The organism is Roseibium sp. (genome assembly GCF_048260565.1).
Classification (GTDB): domain Bacteria; phylum Pseudomonadota; class Alphaproteobacteria; order Rhizobiales; family Stappiaceae; genus Roseibium.
The window spans coordinates 199,201-222,915 of the sequence record NZ_JBLXGP010000005.1; the positions used below are offsets into that span (position 1 = coordinate 199,201).

General features: G+C 60.9%; 20 protein-coding genes. 5 read left to right on the forward strand and 15 right to left on the reverse strand.

Annotation, left to right across the window (positions count from 1 at the left end; translation table 11 throughout):
- Nucleotides 1-2 precede the first annotated feature (2 nt).
- Both ACN0SO_RS13705 and ACN0SO_RS13710 read right to left on the reverse strand, forming a co-directional pair.
- Nucleotides 3-1,499, reverse strand: coding sequence for an outer membrane beta-barrel protein (locus ACN0SO_RS13705; RefSeq protein WP_417678563.1), 1,497 nt, complete (start codon nt 1,497-1,499; stop codon nt 3-5).
- On the reverse strand, nt 1,487-1,693 hold the full coding sequence (locus tag ACN0SO_RS13710; RefSeq protein WP_417678565.1) for a hypothetical protein: 207 nt from the start codon (nt 1,691-1,693) through the stop codon (nt 1,487-1,489). Before ACN0SO_RS13710 ends, ACN0SO_RS13705 begins: the two co-directional genes overlap by 13 nt.
- Here ACN0SO_RS13710 and ACN0SO_RS13715 point away from each other — a divergent pair.
- From ACN0SO_RS13715 to ACN0SO_RS13725, 3 genes are all read left to right on the forward strand, one after another.
- Nucleotides 1,692-2,705 (forward strand): KpsF/GutQ family sugar-phosphate isomerase, encoded by a 1,014-nt coding sequence (locus ACN0SO_RS13715; protein WP_417678567.1) that lies wholly within the window; start codon nt 1,692-1,694, stop codon nt 2,703-2,705. The genes ACN0SO_RS13710 and ACN0SO_RS13715 overlap by 2 nt on opposite strands.
- Before the next feature lie 165 nt (nt 2,706-2,870).
- Nucleotides 2,871-3,638, forward strand: coding sequence for a motility protein A (locus ACN0SO_RS13720; RefSeq protein ID WP_417678569.1), 768 nt, complete (start codon nt 2,871-2,873; stop codon nt 3,636-3,638).
- Between the two features lie 33 nt (nt 3,639-3,671).
- The gene (locus tag ACN0SO_RS13725) at nt 3,672-4,526 is read left to right on the forward strand and encodes a flagellar motor protein MotB (protein WP_417678571.1); all 855 of its coding nucleotides are present in this window, start codon (nt 3,672-3,674) and stop codon (nt 4,524-4,526) included.
- Between the two features lie 30 nt (nt 4,527-4,556).
- Here the strand turns inward: ACN0SO_RS13725 and ACN0SO_RS13730 are convergent, their stop codons facing one another.
- From ACN0SO_RS13730 to ACN0SO_RS13775, 10 genes are all read right to left on the reverse strand, one after another.
- A complete protein-coding gene (locus tag ACN0SO_RS13730; protein ID WP_417678573.1) occupies nt 4,557-5,030 on the reverse strand; it encodes an NfeD family protein in 474 nt (157 codons plus the stop codon).
- Nucleotides 5,027-6,022 carry an SPFH domain-containing protein gene (locus ACN0SO_RS13735; RefSeq protein ID WP_417678575.1) on the reverse strand — a complete coding sequence of 332 codons (996 nt, stop codon included), beginning with the start codon at nt 6,020-6,022 and terminating at the stop codon, nt 5,027-5,029. Before ACN0SO_RS13735 ends, ACN0SO_RS13730 begins: the two co-directional genes overlap by 4 nt.
- 156 nt (nt 6,023-6,178) lie before the next feature.
- The gene (gene hemH / locus ACN0SO_RS13740; protein ID WP_417678577.1) at nt 6,179-7,255 is read right to left on the reverse strand and encodes a ferrochelatase; all 1,077 of its coding nucleotides are present in this window, start codon (nt 7,253-7,255) and stop codon (nt 6,179-6,181) included.
- Nucleotides 7,256-7,419: 164 nt separating this feature from the next.
- Nucleotides 7,420-8,658 carry a phenylacetate--CoA ligase family protein gene (locus tag ACN0SO_RS13745; protein ID WP_417678579.1) on the reverse strand — a complete coding sequence of 413 codons (1,239 nt, stop codon included), beginning with the start codon at nt 8,656-8,658 and terminating at the stop codon, nt 7,420-7,422.
- A gap of 29 nt (nt 8,659-8,687) precedes the next feature.
- Entirely contained in the window at nt 8,688-9,530 is an 843-nt protein-coding gene (locus ACN0SO_RS13750; RefSeq protein ID WP_417678789.1) for an ABC transporter ATP-binding protein, read from the reverse strand.
- Nucleotides 9,531-9,603: 73 nt separating this feature from the next.
- Entirely contained in the window at nt 9,604-10,929 is a 1,326-nt protein-coding gene (locus ACN0SO_RS13755) for an ABC transporter substrate-binding protein (RefSeq protein ID WP_417678791.1), read from the reverse strand.
- A 110-nt stretch (nt 10,930-11,039) separates the two neighbouring features.
- Nucleotides 11,040-12,116, reverse strand: a complete 1,077-nt coding sequence (locus tag ACN0SO_RS13760) for a branched-chain amino acid ABC transporter permease (protein ID WP_417678581.1) — start codon at nt 12,114-12,116, stop codon at nt 11,040-11,042.
- Between the two features lie 5 nt (nt 12,117-12,121).
- A complete protein-coding gene (locus ACN0SO_RS13765) occupies nt 12,122-13,075 on the reverse strand; it encodes a branched-chain amino acid ABC transporter permease (RefSeq protein WP_417678583.1) in 954 nt (317 codons plus the stop codon).
- A gap of 17 nt (nt 13,076-13,092) precedes the next feature.
- The gene (locus ACN0SO_RS13770) at nt 13,093-13,905 is read right to left on the reverse strand and encodes an ABC transporter ATP-binding protein (protein ID WP_417678793.1); all 813 of its coding nucleotides are present in this window, start codon (nt 13,903-13,905) and stop codon (nt 13,093-13,095) included.
- 8 nt (nt 13,906-13,913) lie between these two features.
- Nucleotides 13,914-15,896 (reverse strand): AMP-dependent synthetase/ligase, encoded by a 1,983-nt coding sequence (locus ACN0SO_RS13775; protein ID WP_417678586.1) that lies wholly within the window; start codon nt 15,894-15,896, stop codon nt 13,914-13,916.
- A gap of 261 nt (nt 15,897-16,157) precedes the next feature.
- Here ACN0SO_RS13775 and ACN0SO_RS13780 point away from each other — a divergent pair, with 261 nt between their 5' ends.
- Together ACN0SO_RS13780 and ACN0SO_RS13785 are read left to right on the forward strand one after the other, a co-directional pair.
- Nucleotides 16,158-18,119, forward strand: a complete 1,962-nt coding sequence (locus ACN0SO_RS13780; protein WP_417678588.1) for a PAS-domain containing protein — start codon at nt 16,158-16,160, stop codon at nt 18,117-18,119.
- A complete protein-coding gene (locus tag ACN0SO_RS13785; protein ID WP_417678590.1) occupies nt 18,116-18,859 on the forward strand; it encodes a response regulator transcription factor in 744 nt (247 codons plus the stop codon). The genes ACN0SO_RS13780 and ACN0SO_RS13785 overlap by 4 nt, the downstream gene beginning before the upstream one ends.
- A gap of 9 nt (nt 18,860-18,868) precedes the next feature.
- On the opposite strand, the gene ACN0SO_RS13790 is transcribed toward ACN0SO_RS13785, so the two are convergent.
- From ACN0SO_RS13790 to ACN0SO_RS13800, 3 genes are all read right to left on the reverse strand, one after another.
- A complete protein-coding gene (locus ACN0SO_RS13790) occupies nt 18,869-20,437 on the reverse strand; it encodes a TRAP transporter large permease (protein ID WP_417678592.1) in 1,569 nt (522 codons plus the stop codon).
- Complete coding sequence (locus tag ACN0SO_RS13795) at nt 20,434-20,943, reverse strand: TRAP transporter small permease subunit (RefSeq protein ID WP_417678594.1); 510 nt, start codon at nt 20,941-20,943, stop codon at nt 20,434-20,436. Before ACN0SO_RS13795 ends, ACN0SO_RS13790 begins: the two co-directional genes overlap by 4 nt.
- A gap of 95 nt (nt 20,944-21,038) precedes the next feature.
- A complete protein-coding gene (locus ACN0SO_RS13800; RefSeq protein WP_417678596.1) occupies nt 21,039-23,702 on the reverse strand; it encodes a TRAP transporter large permease subunit in 2,664 nt (887 codons plus the stop codon).
- Between the last annotated feature and the right edge of the window lie 13 nt (nt 23,703-23,715).

Consider the following 23,715-nt stretch of genomic DNA (forward strand, 5'->3'; position numbering starts at 1 on the left):
GATCAATGACGGAATCTGAAACCCGCCTCGATCGAATTCTTCGTATAGTCGCCGCCCGCTGTCGTGCTGTCATAGGCGGTGTAGCTGTATTGCGTTTCAAACGCGACGTTGCGCGTGACCGCGTAAGTCAGGCCGAGGAAACCGGTCAGGGTGTTCGTCTCGATGGAATCCCCCTGATAGGTCCGGTAACTGTAGCCGACCCCGGCCTCCCCGACGAAACGGTCGGAGAAGGAATGGGCGGCACGCAGATCCCCGGAATAGATGATCGACCCGGACACGTAATCAAGGTCCGTCGGCTCAAAACTCGTGCTCAGTCCCGCCGTAACGGTCGTCAGACGACTTGGAGACCACACCAGCGTTCCATCCACGACCAGTCCCTGGAGCGCAGCCAGGCGGTTGTCGTCGATATCCTCGATCCGCCAGCCGCCGCTGACCTCACCGGTCAGCTTCGGACTGGCTGCGATCGTCAAGCCGCCACGCAGCTCGTAACCGTTCGCATTCCGGTTTTCGCAAATCGCATCGTTGCAGGTCTTGTCGAACCGGCGCAGCAACAGCGAACCGACCGCAAAGGGTTCGAAAATGGCGCCGCCGTTTCCTTCCAGGCGAAGGCTCGCCGCGTAGAGGGTGTTGTCCCGTCCGCTCGTCGAAGCAGCTCCCCCGCTCGAAGTGTAGGACGTCCTATCGACGTTTGCGCCCAGGGTTGCCGAAACGAGACCGACATCCCGCGTAAAGCCGAGCGTGCCCGTCAGCTCATGGACATCGTTGTCGCCCGAGATGTTTTCCACACTGGACTGGTCTTCCCGGGAATAGTTGTAGCGCAATCCGGCAGTCGCGGTCGTGGACGCACTCAGGTCGGCTCTGAACGTTGTCGAGAGGTTGAGGCTCGGGTCGCTCTGGCTGGGCTCCTCCGGATAACCGATATAACTCCCCCTCAGCGCGAAATCGAGCTGATGCCTGGACCAGTTCGACGCGCCCGCAATGCTTGGAGCCACCCGGTAGAGACGGCTGGAAGTTCCCGACGAGGTTCCCTCTGCATTGTCCGTCCAGCCGCCGGTCACGCTCAACTCCGGCGTGATCGTAAACGAGCCGAGACGGATGCCTTCGGCTTGGTCATAAGTGGTTTCGCCATCGAAAACACTGGTATCCAGGCTTTCACCCCGGCTTGCCGCGATTCCCTGGGCGGCCGACAGACGGTCTGAAAACACGCGGATCGGCGTCACGCGCCCGGCGGTACCAAGGCCCGTGGAGCCTTCTTCCGCGGAGGCCGCGTTCAGCGTGCTCCGCAGTCCGACAACCGAATTCCGGTTCTGCAATTCGTAGACAGACTCCCGGCGCTGCAATTCTTTGGTCGGATCGGCGGTCGTCGGAACGGCCGCGCTTTCATCGGGCGCGGTCCGCTCATCCACGCTGCCGCGCAAATCGATCGCACCTTCCTGCGCGCGCAGGGCGGACCCCTGCAACAGCAAGAAACAAATCGTCAGGCAGATCAGGCGCGACATTCAAGGCCTTGTAAGAAATTTGAAAATCCGGACACAAGCGCACACTGGCGAAACATGGTTAACGCTTGGTTGCTTTTCGCCAAAAGTGAAAGCGGTTCGAAACGCTTGTTTTGCGCCAAACCCGGCTTGCGCTGAGCAGGACGCTGGCGTAGACAGATCAGGTCGGGGTATAAGGATAATAAAGGATCAGCCATGCACAGCCCGCTCCAGGATGCGATCGTGACGAGTGAACAGGAAGCGTCCGCACGGCCGCTCGTTTCCGCAGAACGCACACTGGAGACCGAGATTGCCGGCCTGAGTGCCCTCCGGGCCGCATTGCAGAACGGCCTGTCCGCCCCCTTCAGCAAAACGGTTGAACTGATCGCCGGTATCAAGGGGCGCGTCATCGTCTCCGGCATCGGCAAGAGCGGCCATATCGGCACCAAGCTGGCCGCGACACTCGCTTCGACGGGAACCCCGGCCTTTTTCGTTCATGCCAGCGAAGCCAGCCACGGTGATCTCGGCATGATCACCCAGGACGATGTGGTTATCGCCCTGTCCTGGTCCGGCGAAACCCAGGAACTCGCCGGCATCGTCGCCTATACGCGCCGCTTCAAGGTACCGCTGGTCGCCATCACCAAGTCGGAAGACAGCACTCTGGGCCGCGCCGCCGACATCGTCCTGAAAATGCCGAGTGTCACGGAGGCCTGCCCGCACGGACTGGCGCCGACCACATCCGCCCTGGTCCAGCTTGCCGCAGGCGACGCACTGGCCATCGCGCTTCTGGAATACCGGGGCTTCACGGCTCAGGATTTCCGCATTTTCCATCCGGGCGGTCGTCTCGGCGCGAGCCTGACCGCTGCCCAGGACATCATGCACAAGGGCGATGCCCTGCCGCTGGCACACAAAGCCATGGTCATGCGCGACGCCATCGTCCTGATGACCCAGAAGGGCTTCGGCGTACTGGGTGTGGTGGATGAAATCGGCCATCTCATCGGCATCATCACCGATGGCGACCTGCGCCGGCACATCTCCACGAACTTCCTCGACAAGCCGGTCACCGACATCATGACGCCGAACCCGAAGAGCATTCCGGGCGACATGCTGTCTGCCGCAGTGCTTGAGCTGATCAACAGTTCGGCGATCACTTCGGTCTTCGTTGCGGATGAAAAACGCCCGGTCGGGATTATTCATTTGCATGACCTGCTTCGTATCGGCGCAGCCTGACACCTTGATTGACGGGCCCGTTCGGCCCGGCAGCCGCTTCTTCAGCATAAATTGAACCGGGAAATTCGATTTCCCTGTCCGCGGTTAGGATTTGATTAGCCTTGCCAAACCTAAACTGTCGGCCAGATGACGGCGGATGGTCTGCCTCAAGGTTTGGTGTACAGAATGGATCTGGCGACCCTAATCGGTATCATCGGTGCCTTCGGCATCGTGGTCACGGCAATCTTTATCGGGGGCAGTTTCGGGCAATTCGTCGATGTCCCCTCTGTTCTGATCGTGTTCGGAGGCGGATTCGCGGCAACGCTCATCCGTTTCCAGCTTTCCGACATCATCTCTGCCCTGGCCACGGGCTCGAAAGTCGCCCTGGCCGGAAAGAACCAGAGCCCGCGCGACCTGATCGCCGAAATCACCACCCTCGGCGAAGTTGTCCGCAAATCCGGTCCCCTGGGACTGGAAAACGTCGACGTCTCGGACCCGATCCTTGCCAAGGGCGTCCAGTACATCGCCGACGGCTATGAGCACGAATTCATCAGGGAATCGATGGAGCGCGAGCGGGATCTGCAGCTGTCGCGCCTGTCGGAGGGGCGGCGCGTTTTCAAGGCGCTCGGAGATTCGGCACCCGCCTTCGGTATGATCGGAACCCTGGTCGGCCTAGTGCAGATGCTCGCCAACATGGACGATCCGGCCGCGATCGGCCCGTCCATGGCTGTCGCCCTTCTGACAACGCTCTACGGCGCCCTCATTGCAAACATTATCTGCCTTCCGCTGGTGGACAAGCTGGACGCCAAATTCGACGTCGACGAACTCAACCAGACCCTGATCATCGACGGTGTTCTGCAGATCCGCGAATCCAAGAGCCCGGCGCTCATCAAGGAAATGCTGATCGCCTATCTGCCGGAAAAAATCCGGGCCGACATGGAAGACGCCGCCTGATCCGGACGGCAGAATTCAACGGGAAAGACGGCTATGGCGAGAAAGAAACAGAAAAGCGGAGGCGGCGCACCGGACTGGCTGGTTACGTTCGCGGACCTGATGTCGCTTCTCGTCTGCTTCTTCGTTCTGATCATTTCCTTTTCCATCCAGGACAAACAGAAGCTGCAGGTCGTGGCCGGTTCCATGCGCGAAGCCTTCGGCGTGAAGGAAACGTCCAAGCGCACCGGCATTATCGAAGTCGAGGGCATTCCGGTTCGCGATTACATGAGGCAGGTCACCCAGGTTCCTCAGGAACTGGATTCCGACTTCGCCCAGGAACGTCACGACAACCGGCAGAAACAGGGACCGGAAGCCAATACCTATGACACTCTGAAGGCGGACATCGAAAAGCCGCGCCAGTTCGCCACCGCGGCAGCCTCTTTGCGCCAGGCCTGGCAGGAGATGCCGGAAATCACCGAGATCTCCAACAACATCATCATGGAAGAAACCGATGAGGGCCTGAATATCATGCTGGTCGACCAGGATGGCCGGTCCATGTTCCGCGAGGGCTCCAAATACCCGTACGAAACCACCCGGCGACTGCTCGCCAAGATGGCTCCGATTGTCGCGAGAATGCCGAACAGGGTGGAAATCACCGGCCACACGACGGCCGGAAAACAGTCGATGGATCCGACCTACACCGGATGGGATCTGTCCACGGAACGCGCCAACGTGGCGCGACAGATCCTCAATGAATACGGCGTTCCGGACGAGCAGTTTTATGCGGTCATCGGCAAATCCGACACCGAACCCCTGTTTCCCAACGATCCCTATCTCGCCGCGAACCGGCGGATCGGCATCCTCCTGAAAGCCGAAGCGCCGCCGATCCCGCCCGGCCACAGGCCCTGAAGCACGTCGCCTTTACAGGCCTTTCAAGACCTAAGCGTTCGGGGCTTCCGCCTCCACCGGGGCCACGACAAGCCGTGCGCCGTCGATCCGTTCGACCGTGACGGTCGTGCCTGCAGGAAGGTCCGGCCCGGAAATCCGCCAGACGGTATCGTCGATCGAGAGCTGACCCGCCCCCTGCTGCAGGGGCGCCTTCAGAACGAACCGGCGGCCGATATAGCGGCTGCCGCGCCGGTTCAGACCCGGATCGCCGGCTTCCGACGACATTTTCGACATCATGTACCGGCCGACAATCAGGGTCGCGAAAGACAGGACCAGGAAAATCACCAGACTCGCCTGCCAGGACAGGTCGACGAACAGCGCCAGTGTTCCCACCAGGATCGCGGATATTCCGAACCACAGAAAGACGGTTCCCGGCGCAAGCACCTCCAGGCCGATCAGGATGAGGCCGATGACCCACCAGTTCCAGGGGCCGAGTTCCAGGACGATCCGCTCGAGAATGCTCACGCGTCATCTCCGCCCGGCACCGATCCGGTGTCGGGAACCCGTCCGGCGGAGCGCGGCTCCTTCCGGTCGTTGCCGAAGGCTTCCCTGGCGATCTCGCCGATACCGCTGAGGCTGCCGAGCAGAGAAGACGCCTCCATCGGCAGGATAAGTGTCTTCTGGTTTCGGGAATTCGCCAGTTCGCGGAAAGCTTCGACGTATTTGTTGGCCACAAAGTAATTGATCGCCTGAACGTTCCCGTTCGCGATCGCATCGCTGACCATTTGCGTCGCCTTGGCTTCCGCCTCTGCCTCGCGTTCGCGCGCTTCAGCGTCGCGGAACGCGGATTCCCGGCGGCCTTCCGCCTCCAGGATCAGAGACTGTTTCTGGCCCTCCGCCTTCAGGATTTCCGATTGGCGCTTGCCTTCAGCCTCCAGAATGGACGCGCGCTTGTCGCGTTCCGCCTTCATCTGGCGGGCCATGGCATCCACCAGATCCCGCGGCGGGTTGATGTCCTTGATCTCGATACGGGTGACCTTCACGCCCCAGGGCTCCGCCGCCGCATCGACCACCCTCAACAGCCTGGAATTGATTTCGTCCCGGTTGGAAAGCAGCTCGTCCAGGTCCATCGATCCCATGACCGAGCGGATATTCGTCATCGTCAGATTGAGAATGGCATTTTTCAGTCCGAGGACCTCGTAAGCCGCCCTGGCCGCATCGAGGACCTGGTAGAAAGTGATGCCGTCGGCCGTAACGGTGGCATTGTCCCGCGTGATGACTTCCTGTGACTCGACGTCGAGCACCTGCTCCATCATGTTCAGCTTGTGGCCGACCCGGTCGATGAAGGGAATAATGAAATTCAGTCCGGGGGACAGGGTCTTCCGGTACTTTCCGAACCGCTCGATCGTATAATTGTAGCCTTGGGGGACGGTCTTGACCCCGGCGAAAATCACCAGAATGACTACGAACAGGACGATAATCAGAACGATATCGAACCCAAACAGATTTTCAGGCATTCCAGTCTCCCAGGCAGCAAGGCATGTGCCAGTTCTATTTTCGCCAGTATGCCCAAGCTTTTATGACCGCACCAGTCATAGAATGAAGACACCGACACGAAAACGGGGACTGGTTACCAGCCCCCGTTTCCCTAAGTCGCGCATTTCGGGAAGATCTTACAGCCAGCCGCCGAGTTCCCGGCGTACGACGTGCTCGATGACGTCCATACCCAGGTCGCTGTCGTTCAGGCAGGGAATATGGGTGAAGTTCGCACCGCCGTTTTCGGTGAAGATCTCCGCGGCTTCGCCTGCGATTTCCTCCAGGGTTTCCAGGCAGTCGGCCACGAACCCCGGGTTCATGACCGCAATGTTCTTCACCCCGTCCTTCGCCAGTTGCTCCACCGTCTTGTCCGTGTAGGGCTGAAGCCATTCCTCCGGTCCGAAGCGCGACTGGAAGGTGATCTTGAGCCTGTCTTCGTCCCAGCCGAGCACCTCCCGCATCAGCCTGGTCGTTTTCTGGCAATGGCAGTGATACGGGTCGCCGCGCTTGAAATAGGACTGCGGAATGCCGTGATAGGACGTCAGCACCAGATCCGGCTCAAAGTCCAATCCCGCCAGGTGCCGTTCGACCGACTTCGCCAGCGCCGTCACATAGACCGGATCGTCATGATAGGGCGGCACCGTGCGGATAGCCGGCTGCCAGCGCATGTCAAGAAGAGCCCGGCAGACCTCGTCGTTCACGGTCGCCGTCGTGGACGCCGAATATTGCGGATAGAGCGGAAACACCAGGATCCGGTCGCAGCCATCGGCCTTCAGGGCCTCCAGCCGGGAGCGGATCGACGGCTGTCCGTAGCGCATGGCCCAGTCGATCTGCAGCCGGCCGCCGCCATCGCCGATCCGCTTGGCCAGTTGGTCCGACTGGCTGCGTGTAATCGTGCGAAGCGGGGATTCGTCCTCTTCCCGGTTCCAGATCTCGTCATAGGCCTTGCCGGACTTGCCTGGCCGGGTCATCAGAACGATGCCGTAAAGGATCGGATACCAGAGGGCCCGCGGCCATTCGATCACACGCTTGTCGGAAAGAAACTCGCGCAGGTAGCGGCGCATGGGCCAATAGGACGTCCCGTCCGGGGTGCCCAGGTTCACCAGAAGCACACCGACCCGGCCCGTCTTCACAGGAGGATGCCCCGAAGGCAACTGGACCTTGCGCATGTCTTCTTGTTTTTCCGGCATGGACGGCGTCGATTGATCGGTCATTGAGTGTCCGTAGAAAGCGGCCTGTGGCAGAGCCGCGAACCGCGCGATTTCATGGTCCGCGTCAAACCTTACGCATACACTCAGCCTTTAGATCATAAAGCGTCCAAATAAAACCCGTACGAGGGTCTCCGGAGGGGCCAAACGTCCTCCGAAGCCGTAGACTTCTAGCCGTAGTCGCGTTCGTCGGAAATCACCTTGCCATCGTTGGGCAAAGCGCCCGGCCCGACGATTTCAATCGCCCCCTTCAGCCGGGTCACGTCCCGGAGCGTCCCGCCGACTCGCTCGGCCAGATCGGCAACAGGATTCGCCGCTTCGACCGTGAGCGTCATCACATCCGCTTCGCCGTCGCGGCTGACGGTCAGACGAGCCTTTGAGATCTCGTCATGGGTTTTCACGATTTCATCGATCTGGGTCGGATCGACGAACATACCCTTGATCTTCGTGCGTTGGTCCGCTCGGCCCATCCATCCGGCAATGCGCCGGTTGGTCCGCCCGCAAGACGATTGACCCGGCAGCACGGCAGACAGGTCTCCGGTTCCGAAACGGATCAGCGGATAGACCCGGTTGAAGGCGGTCACGACCAACTCGCCGACCTCGCCGTCCACAACGGGCTCACCGGTTCCAGGGCGTACGATTTCGACGATATAGTCTTCGTTGACGATCATACCCTCTCGGGCATCGCTCTCGTAGGCGATCACCCCGAGATCCGCCGTCGCATAGCACTGGCTGACGCGAATGCCTCTTGCCTCGTATTCCTCGCGCAGGGACGGGAACAGGGCGCCGCCGGAGACGAGCGCCGTCCTGATGGAGGAAACATCCCGCCCCTGTTCGTCGCCGCGGTCCAGCAGGATCTTCAGATAGTCCGGCGTGCCGATGAAAGCGGTGGGTTTCAGAACCTCGATCGCTTCGACCTGCATGTCGGTATTGCCGACCCCGGCCGGGAAGACCGTGCATCCAAGCGCCCGCGCGCCGTGATCCAGAATGAAACCGCCCGGCGTCAGGTGATAGGAAAAGGCATTGATGACCACCTCGCCCTTGCGGACACCGGCGGCGAAGAGTGCACGGGCGCCGTTCCAGGGATCGTCTCCGGATGCCTGCGGTTCCCAGATCGGCCCCGGCGACATGAACACCCGCTCGACTCCGCCGAGAGTTCCGGCCAGAAATCCGCCAAAGGGCGGATTTTCCTTTTGCCGCACCAGAAGCTCCGACTTCCGCAGAACCGGAAGCGACGCAAGCGCATCGCGGGAGGTTACCTTCGCCAGATCGACCCCGCGCAGGTGCTCCGCCCATCCGGGTGCGGCAGCCACGGCATGGCTGAGAAAATCCGGCAATTTGGCAAACAGTTCCGCCTCGCGCTGATCGGCGGCCTGCCGCTCGCGCGCATCAAACATGTCGTCGCTCATGATCGTCTCCGCTTTCCCAGAGATACCCTCTAGGACAACCAGCGTTTCCTTCGCTTATAGTGCTTGAAGTCCCGGAACGATTTGCGTCCCGCGCCGCTCACACCCAGGTAGAATTCCTTCACGTCCTCGTTTTCCCGCAGGGCCTTGGCTTCGCCGTCAAGTACAATCCGGCCGGACTCAAGAATGTAGCCGTAGGTGGCGTATCTCAGCGCCACGTTCGTGTTCTGCTCCGCAAGAAGGAAGGACACGCCCTCCTGCTGGTTGAGCTGTTTCACGATTTCGAAAATCTCTTCCACGAGCTGCGGCGCCAGCCCCATGGACGGTTCGTCCAGCAGGATCATCTTGGGTCGGCTCATAAGCGCCCGGCCAATGGCGCACATCTGCTGCTCACCGCCGGAGGTGTAACCGGCCTGGCTTTGACGGCGCTCCTTGAGACGCGGGAAATAGCGGTACACCATCTCGAGGTCGTCGCGGATGGCAGCCGACCCGTCCTTTCGGGTATAGGCCCCCGTCAGCAGGTTTTCCTCAATCGTCAGATGGCCGAAGCAATGACGGCCTTCCATGACCTGAATGCAGCCGCGGCGCACAAGGTCGTTGGGCGAAAGCGCCTGCACCTCTTCGTTCTCGAAGACGATCTTGCCCTTGGTCACCTCGCCCCGTTCCGCGCCCAGCAGATTGGAAACGGCCTTCAGCGTGGTGGTTTTCCCGGCGCCGTTGGCGCCCAGTAGCGCGACAATACCGCCCCGTGGAATGGTCAGGGAGACCCCCTTCAGGACCAGGATCACATGATCGTAGATCACTTCGATGTTGTTCACCGACAGGATCGTGTCTTTCGATCCCGCAGTCGCCGCATCGGCTTCGGGTCGCGCCATATCCAGGGTCGACATTTTAGAAATTCCTCCGGAAATTGTCCCGCCGCCGGTGGCGGCGGGACGAACGACCCGATCAGTTCGGGCAGGGTTCGGTACGTGCCGGCCAGGGAGCGTTCTTTTCCGCATACTCCTTGGCAGCCGCTTCAAGCATCGGACGGACGATCTCCGTCATCGGCTCGAACCAGTCGGTGATCTGGTTCCACTTGGTTCCGTCCCACTGCTGGATGAACACCGGCTCGGAACCGGCATGGTCCTCACAGGTCATCTTCATGGGATGCGCGAAGCCTTCCATGCCGATTTCCTTCAGCCGAGCTTCCGTCAGATCCAGACTTTCCAGGCCGATCCGCATATCTTCGCCGGTCAGCACCTTCTTGCCGGTCTTTTCCTGTGCGGTACGAAGAGCTTCGGCAACCAGCATGGCGTTCAGAACACCGCGGTTGTAGAGCGTGCTGCCGACCATGGCCTTGTCGGTCTGGGACTTTCCAGGCTCGATCATGTACTTGATGATATCCTGGATCGCCGGATACTCGGTGCCGACACCGGAGAAGTTCATCGCCTTGTAGCCCTTTGCACCGGCACCGCCGGCAGCGGCATCGTCATCGCCGGCCGACCACCAGACGCCAATGAACCGATCCATCGGGAAACGGGTCTTCACGGCTTCCTTGATGGCGGTCGGGTTCATCGCGCCCCAGCCCCACATGACCATGTAGTCGGGACGGTCACGACGCACGTTCAGCCACTGCGACGACTGGTTCTGCATTTCCTTGCCCGGAACCGGGTACTGCAGCAGTTCGAAACCGTACTTCTTGGCAAGGTCTTCCAGAAGCGGAATCGGCTCACGGCCGTAACCGGCGTCGAGGAACAGGTAGCCGATCTTCTTGCCCTTGAGCTTGTCGAGGCCGCCTTCCTGGTGCGCGATGTACTTGATGACCACGGATGCGCCGTCCCAATAGGTATCCGGTGCGTTGAAGATCCACGGGAACACATTGCCGTCGGCCGCGGCCGACAGGCCGTAACCCATGGACAGGACCGGGATCTTGTCCACGGAGGCCTTCGGGATCAGCTGAAGGGTGATACCGGTGGAATACGGGTTGTAGACCAGCGCGCCCTTGCCCTTGGTGGCTTCGTAGCACTCAACGCCTTTTTGGGCGTTATAGCCGGTTTCGCATTCCTCGATGTTGAGCTTGACGCCGCCGACGCCACCGTCACGCTCATTGAGCATGTTGAAATAGTCGGACATGCCGTTGGCGATCGGAATGCCGGATCCGGCATAAGGACCGGTTCGATAGGTGAGCAGCGGAATGTAGTTGCTGTCTTCAGCCGCTGCCTGCTGCACCAGCCCCGAAGAGCCAAGTGCAACGGCCACGGCGGTGCCAAGCGCGAATTGCTTGAAATTCATCATGCATTTCCTCCCTTGCGGCATCGCTCTGGTTCGAGTGCCGCCGGACCGGTTGAGCCATCCTCCCCGGACAGGTCCGTTGTCCGGATGGCGTGCCTGAATCTTGCCGCTCAGTAAGGGAACGGCCAGACTCTCAGCTTCTGCTTTCCGATCTGCCACAGCCGCGCGAAACCGTGCGGTTCGACAATCAGAAAGAAGATGATCAGCGCGCCGACGATCATGAACGTCAGATGTTCGACCGTCTCCGCAGCAATATCGACTCCGATCACTCCCGGAATGAATTTCAGGAAAACCGGCAGGATCCAGATGAAGGCGGCGCCCATGAAAGACCCGCCCAGGCTACCCAACCCGCCCAGGATCACCATGAACAGGATCTGGAACGACAGGGTGATCGAGTAAGACGAAGGTTCGGCCGCATTCAGCCAGAAAAACACCATCATCGCGCCTGCGACGCCGCAGATGTAGGACGAGACGCCGAAGGCGAGAAGCTTCGTCTGCAGCGGGCGGATCCCCATCAGCTCGGCGGCAATATCCATGTCGCGGATCATCATCCACGATCGCCCGATCCGGCCGCGCAGCACGTTGGCGATCACGAGCGCAATGAAAACTGTGATTGCCAGAACGACGAAGTAGCGCGCCAGCGGCGTTGCCTCGGCACCGGAGATCGTGACGCCGAACATCTCACGTTTCGGGATCTCGATCGCGCCGGACGCATTGTAGTTGTAAAGCCACGGAATACGGATGAAGCACCATTCCAGGAAGAACTGCGCCGCAAGCGTCGTCACCGCGAGATAAAGTCCCTTGATGCGCAGGGACGGCAGGCCGAACACCGCACCGATGGCCGCCGAGAAGAACCCGGACACCAGCACGAGGAAGATCACGTTCACATCGGGAAAGATGGACGTCAGCTTGTAGGCCGCATAGGCACCCACACCCATGAAGGCGCCCGAACCCAGGGAAAGCTGGCCGGCAAAACCGGTCAGCACGTTGAGCCCGATCGCGGCCAGTGAAAACACCAGGAACGGGATCATGATCGACGTCAGGAAGAAGTCGTTGGCCGTCAGCGGGATCAGCACAAAGGCGATCAGCAGCAACACGGCAATACCGACGCGGTCCTGCCTGATCGGAAAGAGCGACTGATCCGCTTCGTAGCTTGTCTTGAATTGGCCGGCTTCGCGATAGAACATGTACCTTACACCCGCTCGATGATTTTTTCGCCGAAGAGACCCTGCGGCCGGAACAAGAGGAAGATCAGGGCGATGATGTAGGCGAGCCAGGATTCGATCCCGCCGCCGACCAGTCCGCCCCAATAGATCTCACCGATCTTCTCGCCGAAGCCGATGATCAGTCCGCCGATAATCGCACCGGGGATGGACGTGAAACCGCCCAGGATCAGAACCGGCAGAGCCTTGAACGCCACGATTTCCAGTGCGAACGACACGTCGGACCGTGCCCCCCACATGATCCCCGTGGCGAGCGCCACCAGACCGGCCGCGAACCATACGATGGCCCAGATCTGGTTCAGCGAGATGCCGACCGAGAGAGCTGCCTGATGATCGTCGGCCACGGCCCGAAGTGCCCGGCCGATCCGCGTCTTGTTGAAGAAGATGCCAAGCGCGGCCACCATGATGATGGCGATCACCGCCGCCGCGATGTCGATGTGCTGCAGGATCACCAGGCCGCGCTCGCCCATTTCGAACGCGGTGGATCCGGTCGGAAGCCCGAGCTGTTCCGCGATCATCTGCTTCGGCTCGCCGCCGAACACGAACTCGCCGAAACCGACCAGGAAATAGGTCAGGCCGATGGTCGCCATCAGCAGGATGATGTCCGGCTGATTGACCAGCGGCCGCATGACCACCCGTTCGATCCCGTAGGCGAGAACGCCCATGGCAACGATGGTCAAAAGCAGGGCCAGATAGGCGGGTATACCGTGTTCGTACAGGCCGACCAGCGTCAGCCCGGCAAACACCACCATGATGCCTTGCGCGAAATTGAAGACGCCGGAAGCCTTGAAGATCAGGACGAACCCGAGGGCGATCAGCGCGTAGAGGATCCCGGTCACGAACCCTTCCCACAAAACCTGCAGGAAGAAGTCCGGCATTTCGACCATCTGGACGAAGGGATCGATGAAGATGTCATATAGCATGTTGGTCGTTCCCCCGATCAGTGGCTGACGCCGAGATAGGCATCGATCACGGCCTGGCTGGCCTGAACCTCTTCAGGCGGTCCATCCGCGATCTTCTTGCCGTAGTCGAGAACGACGACACGGTCGGACAGGTCCATGACCACGCCCATGTCATGTTCGATCAGGGCGATCGTGGTGCCGAACTCCTGGTTCACATCCAGGATGAACCGGCTCATGTCCGCCTTTTCTTCCAGGTTCATGCCCGCCATGGGTTCGTCGAGCAGCAGAAGTTCCGGCTCCATGGCAAGGGCCCGGCCCAGTTCGACGCGCTTCTGGAGACCATAGGGCAGCTTTCCGACCGGCGTTTTCCGGATGGCCTGGATTTCGAGGAAGTCGATGATTTCCTCGACCTTCTTGCGGTGCTCAATTTCCTCCTGGCGCGCAGGCCCGTACCACAGCATCTGCCAGAAGAAGTTCTTGCGCATCTTCAGCGACCGGCCGGACATGATGTTGTCGAGGGTCGTCATGCCCTTGAACAGCGCCACGTTCTGGAAGGTCCGGGCGATGCCCTGGCTGGCGGCTTCATAGGGTTTCATCTTCCGCCGCACCTGACCCTGCCAGGTAATGGTGCCCACCTGCGGATGATAGAAACCGTTGATCACATTGAGCATGGAGGTCTTGCCCGCCCCGTTCGGCCCGATGATCGCCCGGATCTCGCCCTTCTTGATATCGAAGGAAATATCGGTGATCGCTTTTACGCCGCCGAAGGACAGGGACACATTGTCCACGCGCAGCAGGTCTTCCCGCTCCGAGGCCGGGGTTGCCACCTGCGGCATTTCCTCACTCGTCATGATGGCATTCATTCAGCCGCCTCCTGATGGCCGGACGCCTCGTGCGCGGTCATATCCCTGATTTCCACGGTCGCTTCGATCGCACCGATCCGGCCGTCCTCATAGGTGACTTCCGTCCTGACATGTTTGGATGTCGAGCCGTCATAGAGCGCCTCGATCAGCGGAGCGTACCGCTCCGCGATGAAGCTGCGGCGGACCTTCTGGGTCCGCGTCAGCTCGCCGTCATCCGCGTCCAGTTCCTTGTGCAGGACCAGGAAGCGTCGGACCTGGGCACCGGCCATCATCGGTTCGCCTGCAAGGTCCCGGTTCACCTGATCCACATGATCCTGGATCATGTCATAAACCTGCGGATGGGCTGCGAGTTCCTGGTAGCTGGCGTAATTGACGTTGTTGCGTTCCGCCCAGGAGCCGACCGCCGTCAGGTCGATGTTGATGAAGACGCCGACCCGGTCCTTGCCGTCGCCGAAGGCAACCACTTCCTTGATGTTGGGGAAGAACTTCAGCTTGTTCTCGATGTACTTCGGCGGAAACAGGGATCCGTCCGTCAGTTTGCCGACGTCCTTTGCCCGGTCGATGATCTTCAGATGACCGTTGTCGGCGATAAAGCCGGCGTCGCCGGTATGCACCCAGCCTTCCTCGGTCTTGGTCGAGCGGGTCGCTTCGTCGTTCTTGTAGTAGCCGACAAAGACACCGGGAGAGCGGTAAAGCACTTCGCCGTTTTCCGCGATTTTCAGCTCGACGGACGGCGCCGGCTTGCCGACGGTGTCGCCGTAGATTTCGCCGTCCGGCTGCAGCGTGATGTAGACGCTGGCTTCAGTCTGTCCGTAAAGCTGCTTCAGGTTCAGGCCGAGAGAGCGGTAGAAGCGGAAGATTTCCGGGCCGATCGCCTCGCCTGCCGTATAGCCGACCTTGAGCCGGGTCAGGCCCATCCGGTTCTTCAGCGGTCCGTAGACGAAGAAGTCTCCGAGCCGGTAGAGGATCCTTTCCTTCAGGGAGACGCTTTCGCCGTTCAGGATCTTCTCCCCCGATCGGCGGGCGACACCCATGAAATAGTCGAACATCCGGCGCTTGAGTTTCCCCGCATCCTCCATTCGCACCATGATCGACGTCAGCATGCTTTCAAACACGCGCGGCGGAGCGAAGAAGTAGGTCGGTGCGATCTCGAGCCGGTCGACGTCGATGGTATCGAGACTTTCCGGACAGTTCACGCAATAGCCGGCGGTAAAGGCCTGTGCGAGAGAGAACACATGGTCGCCGATCCACGCCATCGGCAGATAGGCCAGAACTTCCTCATGTTCGTCCAGATGATCGAACGCGTTGGCGTTGCGCGCGGAGATGATGAGGTTGTCGAAGGACAGCATCACGCCCTTCGGCCGCCCGGTCGTGCCCGACGTGTAGAGCATGACGGCGATATCCGACCCCTTGCCGCCGGCAAATCCGTCCGCCCAGGCTTTTTCCGCTCCCGGATCCTTTTCCAGAACCTTTCGGCCAAGCTCTTGCACGGCGTTGAAATCATGCAGATGCGTATGATCGTAATCGCGCAGGCCCCGGGTCTCGTCGTAGATGATTTCCTTGAGCGACGGGACTTCGCTGTCCATGGACAGCAGCTTGTCCACCTGCTCCTGATCCTCGACGACCGCGAACGTCACCTCGGCATGGCCGAGAACATAGGCCATCTCCTCGGCCACCGAGTCCGAATAAACCGGAACCGGAATGGCGCCAATGGCCTGTGCGGCCACCATTGACCAATAAAGCCGGGGCCGGTTGGAGCCGACGATGGCCACTTTTTGTCCCGGCTGAAGGCCGAGCTCTTTCAGACCGAGCGACAGATCGCGGATATTGTCCCGCACTTGCGCCCAGGTCCAGCTCTGCCAGATCCCGAAATCCTTTTCCCGAACAGCAGTTCGGTCTCCGAAGACCTTCGCATTGTGCAGAAGAATCTTCGGAAAGGTGTCCCCGCCGCTCGAAGCGGCGTCGGCCAACCCTGCCATAGCGTGTTCATCCCTTTAGAGTCGCCCCGTTTTCCGGGGTCGAATTATGCGCCTATGAAACTATCCGTTTCTCTCCGCTTCAAGCCATTTTTTCAAAAATGGTTTTCGCAGGGCGGAACCGTCAGCCTCCAGACAGGCAAACGCTAAGCAGCATGGATTACGCCATTATGTTTCAATTGTAACAAAATGTGTCACGCAGCTGTTGGGCACGAGAACCGAAAGGCCCTAGCCAATGGAGACACAGCGAAATAATGTTTCACTATGAAGGAGAAAGCCCAACTTCAGGCTCAACTGGACTTGCTTCAGGCAGCGCTTGACCACGTCAATCAGGGATTTTCCGTGTTCGATGCGGACATGCGGCTTGTCGCCTGGAACCGGGGTCTGTGGGAAATGCTGGATTTTCCGCAGGAACTTGCCTGCCGGGGAACGCATCTGGAAGCCTTTTTGCGCGTGAATGCCGAACGCGGCGAATACGGCCCCGGTGACATCGAAGGCAAGATCCAGCGCCGGCTGGAGAGGGCCTGGCTGTTCGAACCCCATTATTTCGAGCGGGTCCGGCCGAACGGCCAGGTGATCGCAATCAGCGGAACGCCTCTCCCTCAAGGCGGCTTCGTCACGATTTACACCGATGTGACCGAGGAACGCCGCCGGCAGGAGAAGCTGGAAAAGACGGTCGAGGAACGCACGCGCGCCCTGCGCCAGAGCGAGGACTGGCTGCGCCTGGTAACCGACAACATCCCCGCCCTGGTCGCCTATCTGGCGCCCGGCCCCGTCTACCGGTTCGCCAACCGACGCTATGCGGAGTGGTTCGGCCAGTCCGTCACCTCGATCGCGGGCCGGTCCGCCCGGGAAGTGATCGGCGAAGAGCTTTACGGAGAGATCGGACCCCAGATCGACCGGGCTTTCGAGGGCCATGTCGTCTCCTACGAATATACCCGCACCCGCCCCGACGGCTCGCTCGCCTACATGCGCTCGACAATCATTCCGGACATGACCCTTGACGGGCGCACGCTCGGGATCTTCGTCCTGTCGCTCGATGCGACAGATCAGAAGCGCAGCGAGGCGACGCTGTTACAGTCCCAGCGGATGGACGCGGTCGGCAAGCTGGCCGGCGGACTTGCCCATGACTTCAACAATCTGCTGACGATCCTGATCGGCAACCTGCTCAGCCTGAATCGCAAGGACGGCATGATTGCAGCCGAGACGCTGAGAACTCATCTTGCGCCCATGCTGCAGGCCACAAAGCGCGGCGCGGACCTGACCCAGCGCCTGCTGGCCTTCAGCCGGGGGCAGGCCGTCGACCCCAAGGTCGTCCCGCTACGCCAGGTTCTCGACAACATCGGCGGCCTCCTTTTGGGATCGATCCCCGCGCCCATCACGCTCAAAATCGAACAGGCGGCACCCGATCTTGCGGCCTGCATCGATCCCACGCAGATGGAAACCGCGCTGATCAATCTGGTCTTCAATGCCCGGGATGCCATGCCGGAAGGCGGCACACTCGAAATCCGCCTGGAGGCGCAGGAGCTTGACCAGCACCGTGCGGACGACCTGTCCGTTCCGCCCGGATGCTATGCGGTTCTGGTCGTGAAGGACACCGGCGTCGGAATGGATCACGACACCCGCCTGCGTATCTTCGAACCCTTCTTCACCACCAAGCCGTTCGGCACAGGAAGCGGGCTCGGCCTGTCCATGGTCTACGGCTTCATGCGCCAGTCGGGCGGCGCGGTGGATATCATTTCCGATCCCGGAACCGGTACGGAATTCCGCCTGTATCTGCCCGCCAGATCTCTGCCGGCAGTCTCCGCGGAACCCGAAGCCCTCGCCGCCTCCGGTCAGGCGGCCAACCTCCGCGGCAACGGTGAGCTGCTGTTGCTGGTGGAGGACAACCCGGACGTCGCCGCGGTGTTGACGGAAGAACTGGCCGGGCTCGGCTATTCGGTGCTGCTTGCGGAAAACGCCGAGGATGCCCGCATTCTCGCGGTCGAGCTTCCCGATCTGCGCGCCGTCCTGAGCGACATCGTCATGCCGGGCCAGATGAACGGATTGGCGCTTGCCAAGGAAATCAGGACGAAACGGCAGGACCTCGGCATCGCTCTCATGACCGGCTATGCGGATTGGGGCAGCCTTGACGCCGACCTGCCGGACTGCGAATTCCCGGTGCTCGCCAAACCCTTTCAGACCGACCACCTTGCTCTGACCTTGAGGCAGATACTCACGTCATGACCCATCAGGATTTTCGCAACGGGAACTTCGACCCGACGGCCAAACCTGCGCTGGTTTTCATCGTCGACGACGAGCCGGACATCTGCACCTTGCTGGTGGAGAACATGACCCCGTTCGGGATGACGACCCGGGTTTTTTCCCGCGCGACCGACATGCTCGATGCGCTCGCCCTGGAGAAACCGGATGCCTGTCTGATCGATCTCGGCCTCCCGGACATCGACGGCATGACCCTCATAAACGAGGTCCGCAGGAAATCCTCCGTGCCGATCCTGGTGCTGAGCGCGCGCAGCCATTCCTCCGATCGGGTCATGGGTCTCGAGATGGGCGCGGACGACTATGTGGTCAAACCTTTCGACCCGCGCGAGGTCGTGGCCCGTATCCGCTCGATCCTCAGGCGGTCCGCAAGCCGTCCGTCCGAAGCGGTATCTGAGGACAAGGCCCGATTCGCCGGCTGGACCTACACGCCCGGCTCGCACTGCCTCACCTCCGCGGACGGAGAGGAAACCTTTCTCTCCACCGGAGAAGCCCATCTGCTCGAGGCCCTGTTGCGAGCCCCCAAACGGGTTCTCACCCGTGACTACCTGCTGGAACACGGCGGCCGCGACGAAAGCCTGGACCGGTCGATCGACGTCCGGATCTCCAGGCTGAGAAAGAAACTCTCCACGCCCGATGTTCCGACCCTGATCCGGACGATCTATGGCTCCGGCTACATGTTCGCCGCCAGCGTCGAGTGGAAATAGTTCAACACGCTATGGATAAAGCTCACCGGGCAGCCAGGTGGCCAGGGCCGGCACCCAGTAGATCAGCGCCAAAACCAGAAGCTGGATCGCGACGAACGGAATGACCCCGCGATAGATATCCATCGTCCGGACCGATGCCGGAACGGTGCCGCGCAGATAGAACAGGGCAAACCCGAACGGAGGCGTCAGAAAGGACGTCTGCAGATTGACCGCCATCATCACCCCGAGCCACGCCGGCGACATGAGCGAGCCGTCCGCCATGGGCATCTGCAGAAGAACCGGGGCCACCAGCGGCACGATGACGAAGACGATTTCCAGGAAATCCAGGAAGAAGCCGAGCACGAACATCACGGCCATGACCGCCAGCATGGCGCCAAGCGTCCCGCCCGGCAGGGACGACAGCAGCGACGTGACTGTTTCATCGCCGCCGAGATCGCGGAACACCAGGGAAAAAATGGTTGCGCCGATCATGATGGCAAACATCATCGCGACCATCTCGACCGCCTTCTGAACGATCCCGCTCAGGATGCCCTGCGTCCGCAGAACATTGAAATTTGCCAGAAGCCCGGCAAACAGCCCCAGACTTGCGACAATCGCCAGGACGAGCGCGACCGGACCTGCAAAGCCTTCCGCCTTCAGAAAGCCGGAAGCAAGAACACAGGCGAGTGCAAGCGCCGACAGGAGCGGAAGCCCGAACGGGATTACCCTGGACGTCGAGACCCTGGCGCCGGCAATCACCACCGCGCCGGCAGCGCCGAGCGCGGCGGCCTCGGTCGGAGTGGCAATGCCCGCCAGAATGGATCCGAGCACGCACGCGATCAGGAAGAGCGGCGGGCAAAGACTGAAAAGCAATTCGGCCCGGCCGGGGGGCGCAGCCGGCGCCTTCAGATCGACGACGTCCCGATCTCTTGTCCGGCCTGCCGCGAACAACTGGTAGAGCATGTAAACGCCGACCAGGACCAGCCCGGGCAAAACGGAGGCGGCAAACAGGTCTGCGACGGAAAACGGGTCCGGCGCGAAATGTCCCATGTCCCTCTGCGCGGACTGGTAGGCGTTTGAGAGCTGATCGGCCAGGAAAACGAGCACGATCGACGGCGGAATGATCTGTCCAAGCGTCCCGGCGGCAGCAATGGATCCGCAGGCGAGGCTCGGCCTGTAGCCATTCTTCAGAAGCGTCGGCAAGGCCAGCAGGCCCATGGTGACCACGGTCGCGCCGACGATCCCCGTGGAGGCGGCAAGCAAGGCGCCCACAAGGGTCACCGACAGGCTGAGACCGCCGGGAAGTCTGCGCAACAGCCAGCCCATCGCCAGAAGCAGGTCCTCGGCGACTTTCGACCGTTCCAGCACGAAGCCCATGAAAATGAACAGGGGAACCGCGATCAGCACCTCATTGGTCACGATCCCGTAGATCCTGAGCGGGATGGCGCCGAGCGTGGGCGTGATTCCCGCAAGCGAACCGAAAAGGGCAAAGAGCAACCCGGCCCCTCCGAGCGAAAACGCCACCGGGAAACCGGCCATCAGCAGCAGACAGACCGAAACGAGCAGCAGCAGGTCGAGATGGCCGACGAGGAAACTCATTGACGGCCAACACCTGTCACAAGCGCATCGAACGCCCGGATCGCGAAGGCGAGGCCCTGCAGACCCAGCAGAAAGGCAAAACACAGGATCGATGTTTTCAGCAGGAAGACAGCCGGCAGGCCGGACGGCTGCGCGGAGCCTTCGAGCACGGACCAGGAGGCGGCAACGAACGGCAGGCTTTTCCAGAAGATGAGAACGCACAGCGGCAGAAGGAAAACCAGCGTACCGGCCAGATCGATCAGCGCCTTCATGCGCGGCGCCGCGGTCTGATAGAAAATATCGACACGCACATGGACGTTGTTGAGCAGGGCGAAACCGGCCGCAAAAAGAGCGAGCCCCACATGCAGATAGAGAACGCTCTCCTGCATCCAGAGAAAGCCGATGTTGAAGACATAGCGCAGCAGCACGACCAGGACCTGGATCAGCACCATGGCCAGAAGAAACCAGCCGGCAAGCCGGCCGGCCGCGCGGTTGAGGCTATCGATCCAGGTCAGATAACGGGCCATGCAGGAGTGCAGCCATGCCGATTGTTGGTGACGCTCACGAAAAACGGGGGAAGAGTGACCTCTTCCCCTGCATCATAGTCAACTTTCGCTGAAAATCAGAAGTTCAGCGAAATATCCCGATGGGGCGACAGGCATGCGGCCACATCAAGGGCCATATCCTTCGGCAACCGGGGCTGCGACCGCAGTCCGATATTGTACTTGATCGCCTCGTCATAGGTGTTGAGCGCGGGCAGCAGCTCTGCCTCGCCCTTCTTGCGCCACTTGAGGTCATCCGCCAGCGCCGCCAGGGACTTGTCGACTTCTGCGATCGCCTCGTCCTTGTCCGGCGACTTGCTGCGCATGATCTTGCGCGCATCCGTCAGGCCCTTGCGTATGTCGCTGGTTCCATCGACATCGCTGACCATGGCGCGGACCTCCTCGATACGCGAGACGGCTGCTTCAGGCTCGAGGTTGCGGATATCGTCCTTCAAGGAAGCGATTTCCGTCTCCAGACCCGCAAGCTTTTCGGCACCCCCGAGGATTGCCCGGACTTCGGCGATCGGCTCGTAGGCACCATCCACCGTCCTGCGATAGGTCAGGCGCGCCTTGTTTTCCGCACTCTGGATCGTCGAAAAGGTCTTGTGGGTTTCTTCCCAACCATCAGGAATCCGGGCCATCAGGGCATCACGCTCGTCCGTGAGCTTGTCGATCTCCGCCTGCGCCTTCCGGCCGCGTTCTTCCGAATAGACCCCGGTCGGTCCGGAGCGGGAAACGATCACCTCAAGGTCCTTGATGTGACCGTCTATGCGCCGTGCATCCCGTTCCAGCGCGCGGACTTCGTCATGAACCGATCGGTAATCGACGGCAGCCACTTCCACAGCCTTTTCCGCGGTAAAGATGTCATCCATCAACGGAATGGCCTTTTCCGCGTCCTCATATCCCGTCTTCAGCTTTTTCTGCAGATCTTTCGGCAGATAGCTCATGTCGACGTTGGACACGGTCTGGATGGCGTTCATGATGCCGTTGCCGTCCGTCCGATACATGTCATGCACGATATCTTCCATGCAGTACTGCAGCTTCGGGTTCTTCGGCGGTGGCGCCGTTTCCGAGAGCAGCGACACGCGGTTCGGCAGATAATTGACCAGCGACGGGTACTGTCCGACGATCCCCAGAGCCAGAAGCTGCAGGGCAATGAAGGCAATCACGCCCTTGTACATGTCGATCGTCTTGACTGCGGCCGGTGCCACGCCACGCAGATAGAACAGCGCGAAGCCGAACGGCGGTGTCAGGAACGACGTCTGGATGTTCAGACCGATCATCACGCCGAGCCAGACCGCAGTCACGTTTGCACCCGGGTCGGCCAGCAGGATCGGCGCGACGATCGGCACGACGACCACCGAAATTTCGATGAAGTCGAGGAAGAAGCCGAGGATGAAGATCACCAGCATCACCACGATGAACTGGGCCCAGAAGCCGCCCGGCAATCCGAGCAGGAATTCCTTCACCAGCTCTTCACCGCCGAAGCCGCGGAACGCGGCCGTCAGCATGGCCGCGCCCATCAGGATGATGAACACCAGCGCCGAGGTCTTGGCGGTTTCCAGCATGACCCCGCGCAGGGTGTCCTCGAAACGCAGCGTTCTCCAGCCGCTCCAGAACAGCGCGATCAGCAACAGGGAGACGGCGATCAGGGCGATAATAATCGCCACGACGTCGTCGCTCGTTTCGATGCGCTTGATGTTGATGTTGTGGAAGCTGAGTGCGATGGCGATCGCCAGAATGGCCAGCACGGCCAGGACTGCGGGCCGGTATTGTCCACGCTTGCCTTCGCGCAGGCGGTAGCCGGCCATGACCATCGCGCCGACGGCACCGATCGCGCCGGCCTGGTTCACGGTTGCCACGCCGGCAATGATCGAACCCAGCACCAGGAAGATCAGGGCCAGCGGCGGCACGAGCGTCATTAGCACCTTGCCGAGAAACGCGCGATTGAAGGTTCCAGGCTCATGCACCGCAGGCGCGGCGCTCGGCTTCAGGAAGGCGAAGCCGAGAATGAACAGCATGTAGAGCCCGACGAGAACCAGACCCGGAATAAAGGCGCCGAGGAACATTTCGCCGGCACTGGTCGACACGACCGAGAAGTCCGACGGCATGGAGATCTCACCGGTCGCCGCCTTGTAGAGGGTCTGACGCAGCGTACCGGCCTGGTCCACCGCGCTTGCCAGCTGGTCGGCGAGAATGATCAGCACGATCGAAGGCGGAATGATCTGTCCGAGCGTTCCGGACGCGGCGATCGTACCGGTCGCCAGCGGCACCGAATACTTGTTGCGCATCATGGCCGGCAGGGAGATCAGGCCCATTGCCACGACCGTGGCGCCAACGATACCCGTGGTCGCCGCAAGAAGGGCGCCCACGAAAACGACCGAAATACCGAGGCCGCCCGGAACCGGGCCGAACAGCTTCGCCATGGTCACGAGCAGATCTTCAGCGATCTTGGACCGCTGCAGCATGATGCCCATGAACACGAACAGCGGAATGGCGATCAGCGTATCTCGTTGGGCCTCCCAATAGACCCCTCGAAGGTTTGTGGTTCCCGCGCTCAGCCACTGGCTGGGCCCGCCCTGGGCGAAGAAGGCGTCCACGTTACCGGCATAAAGATAGCCGACAATGGACGCGATACCGATGGTGACGATGGCAGCACCGGGCAACGCGAAGGCCACCGGGAAACCGGAGCCGAGAGCCACAGCCATCACCACGACGAGAAGAGCAAGAAAGAAGAGTTCCATGGAAGTGTCTCGG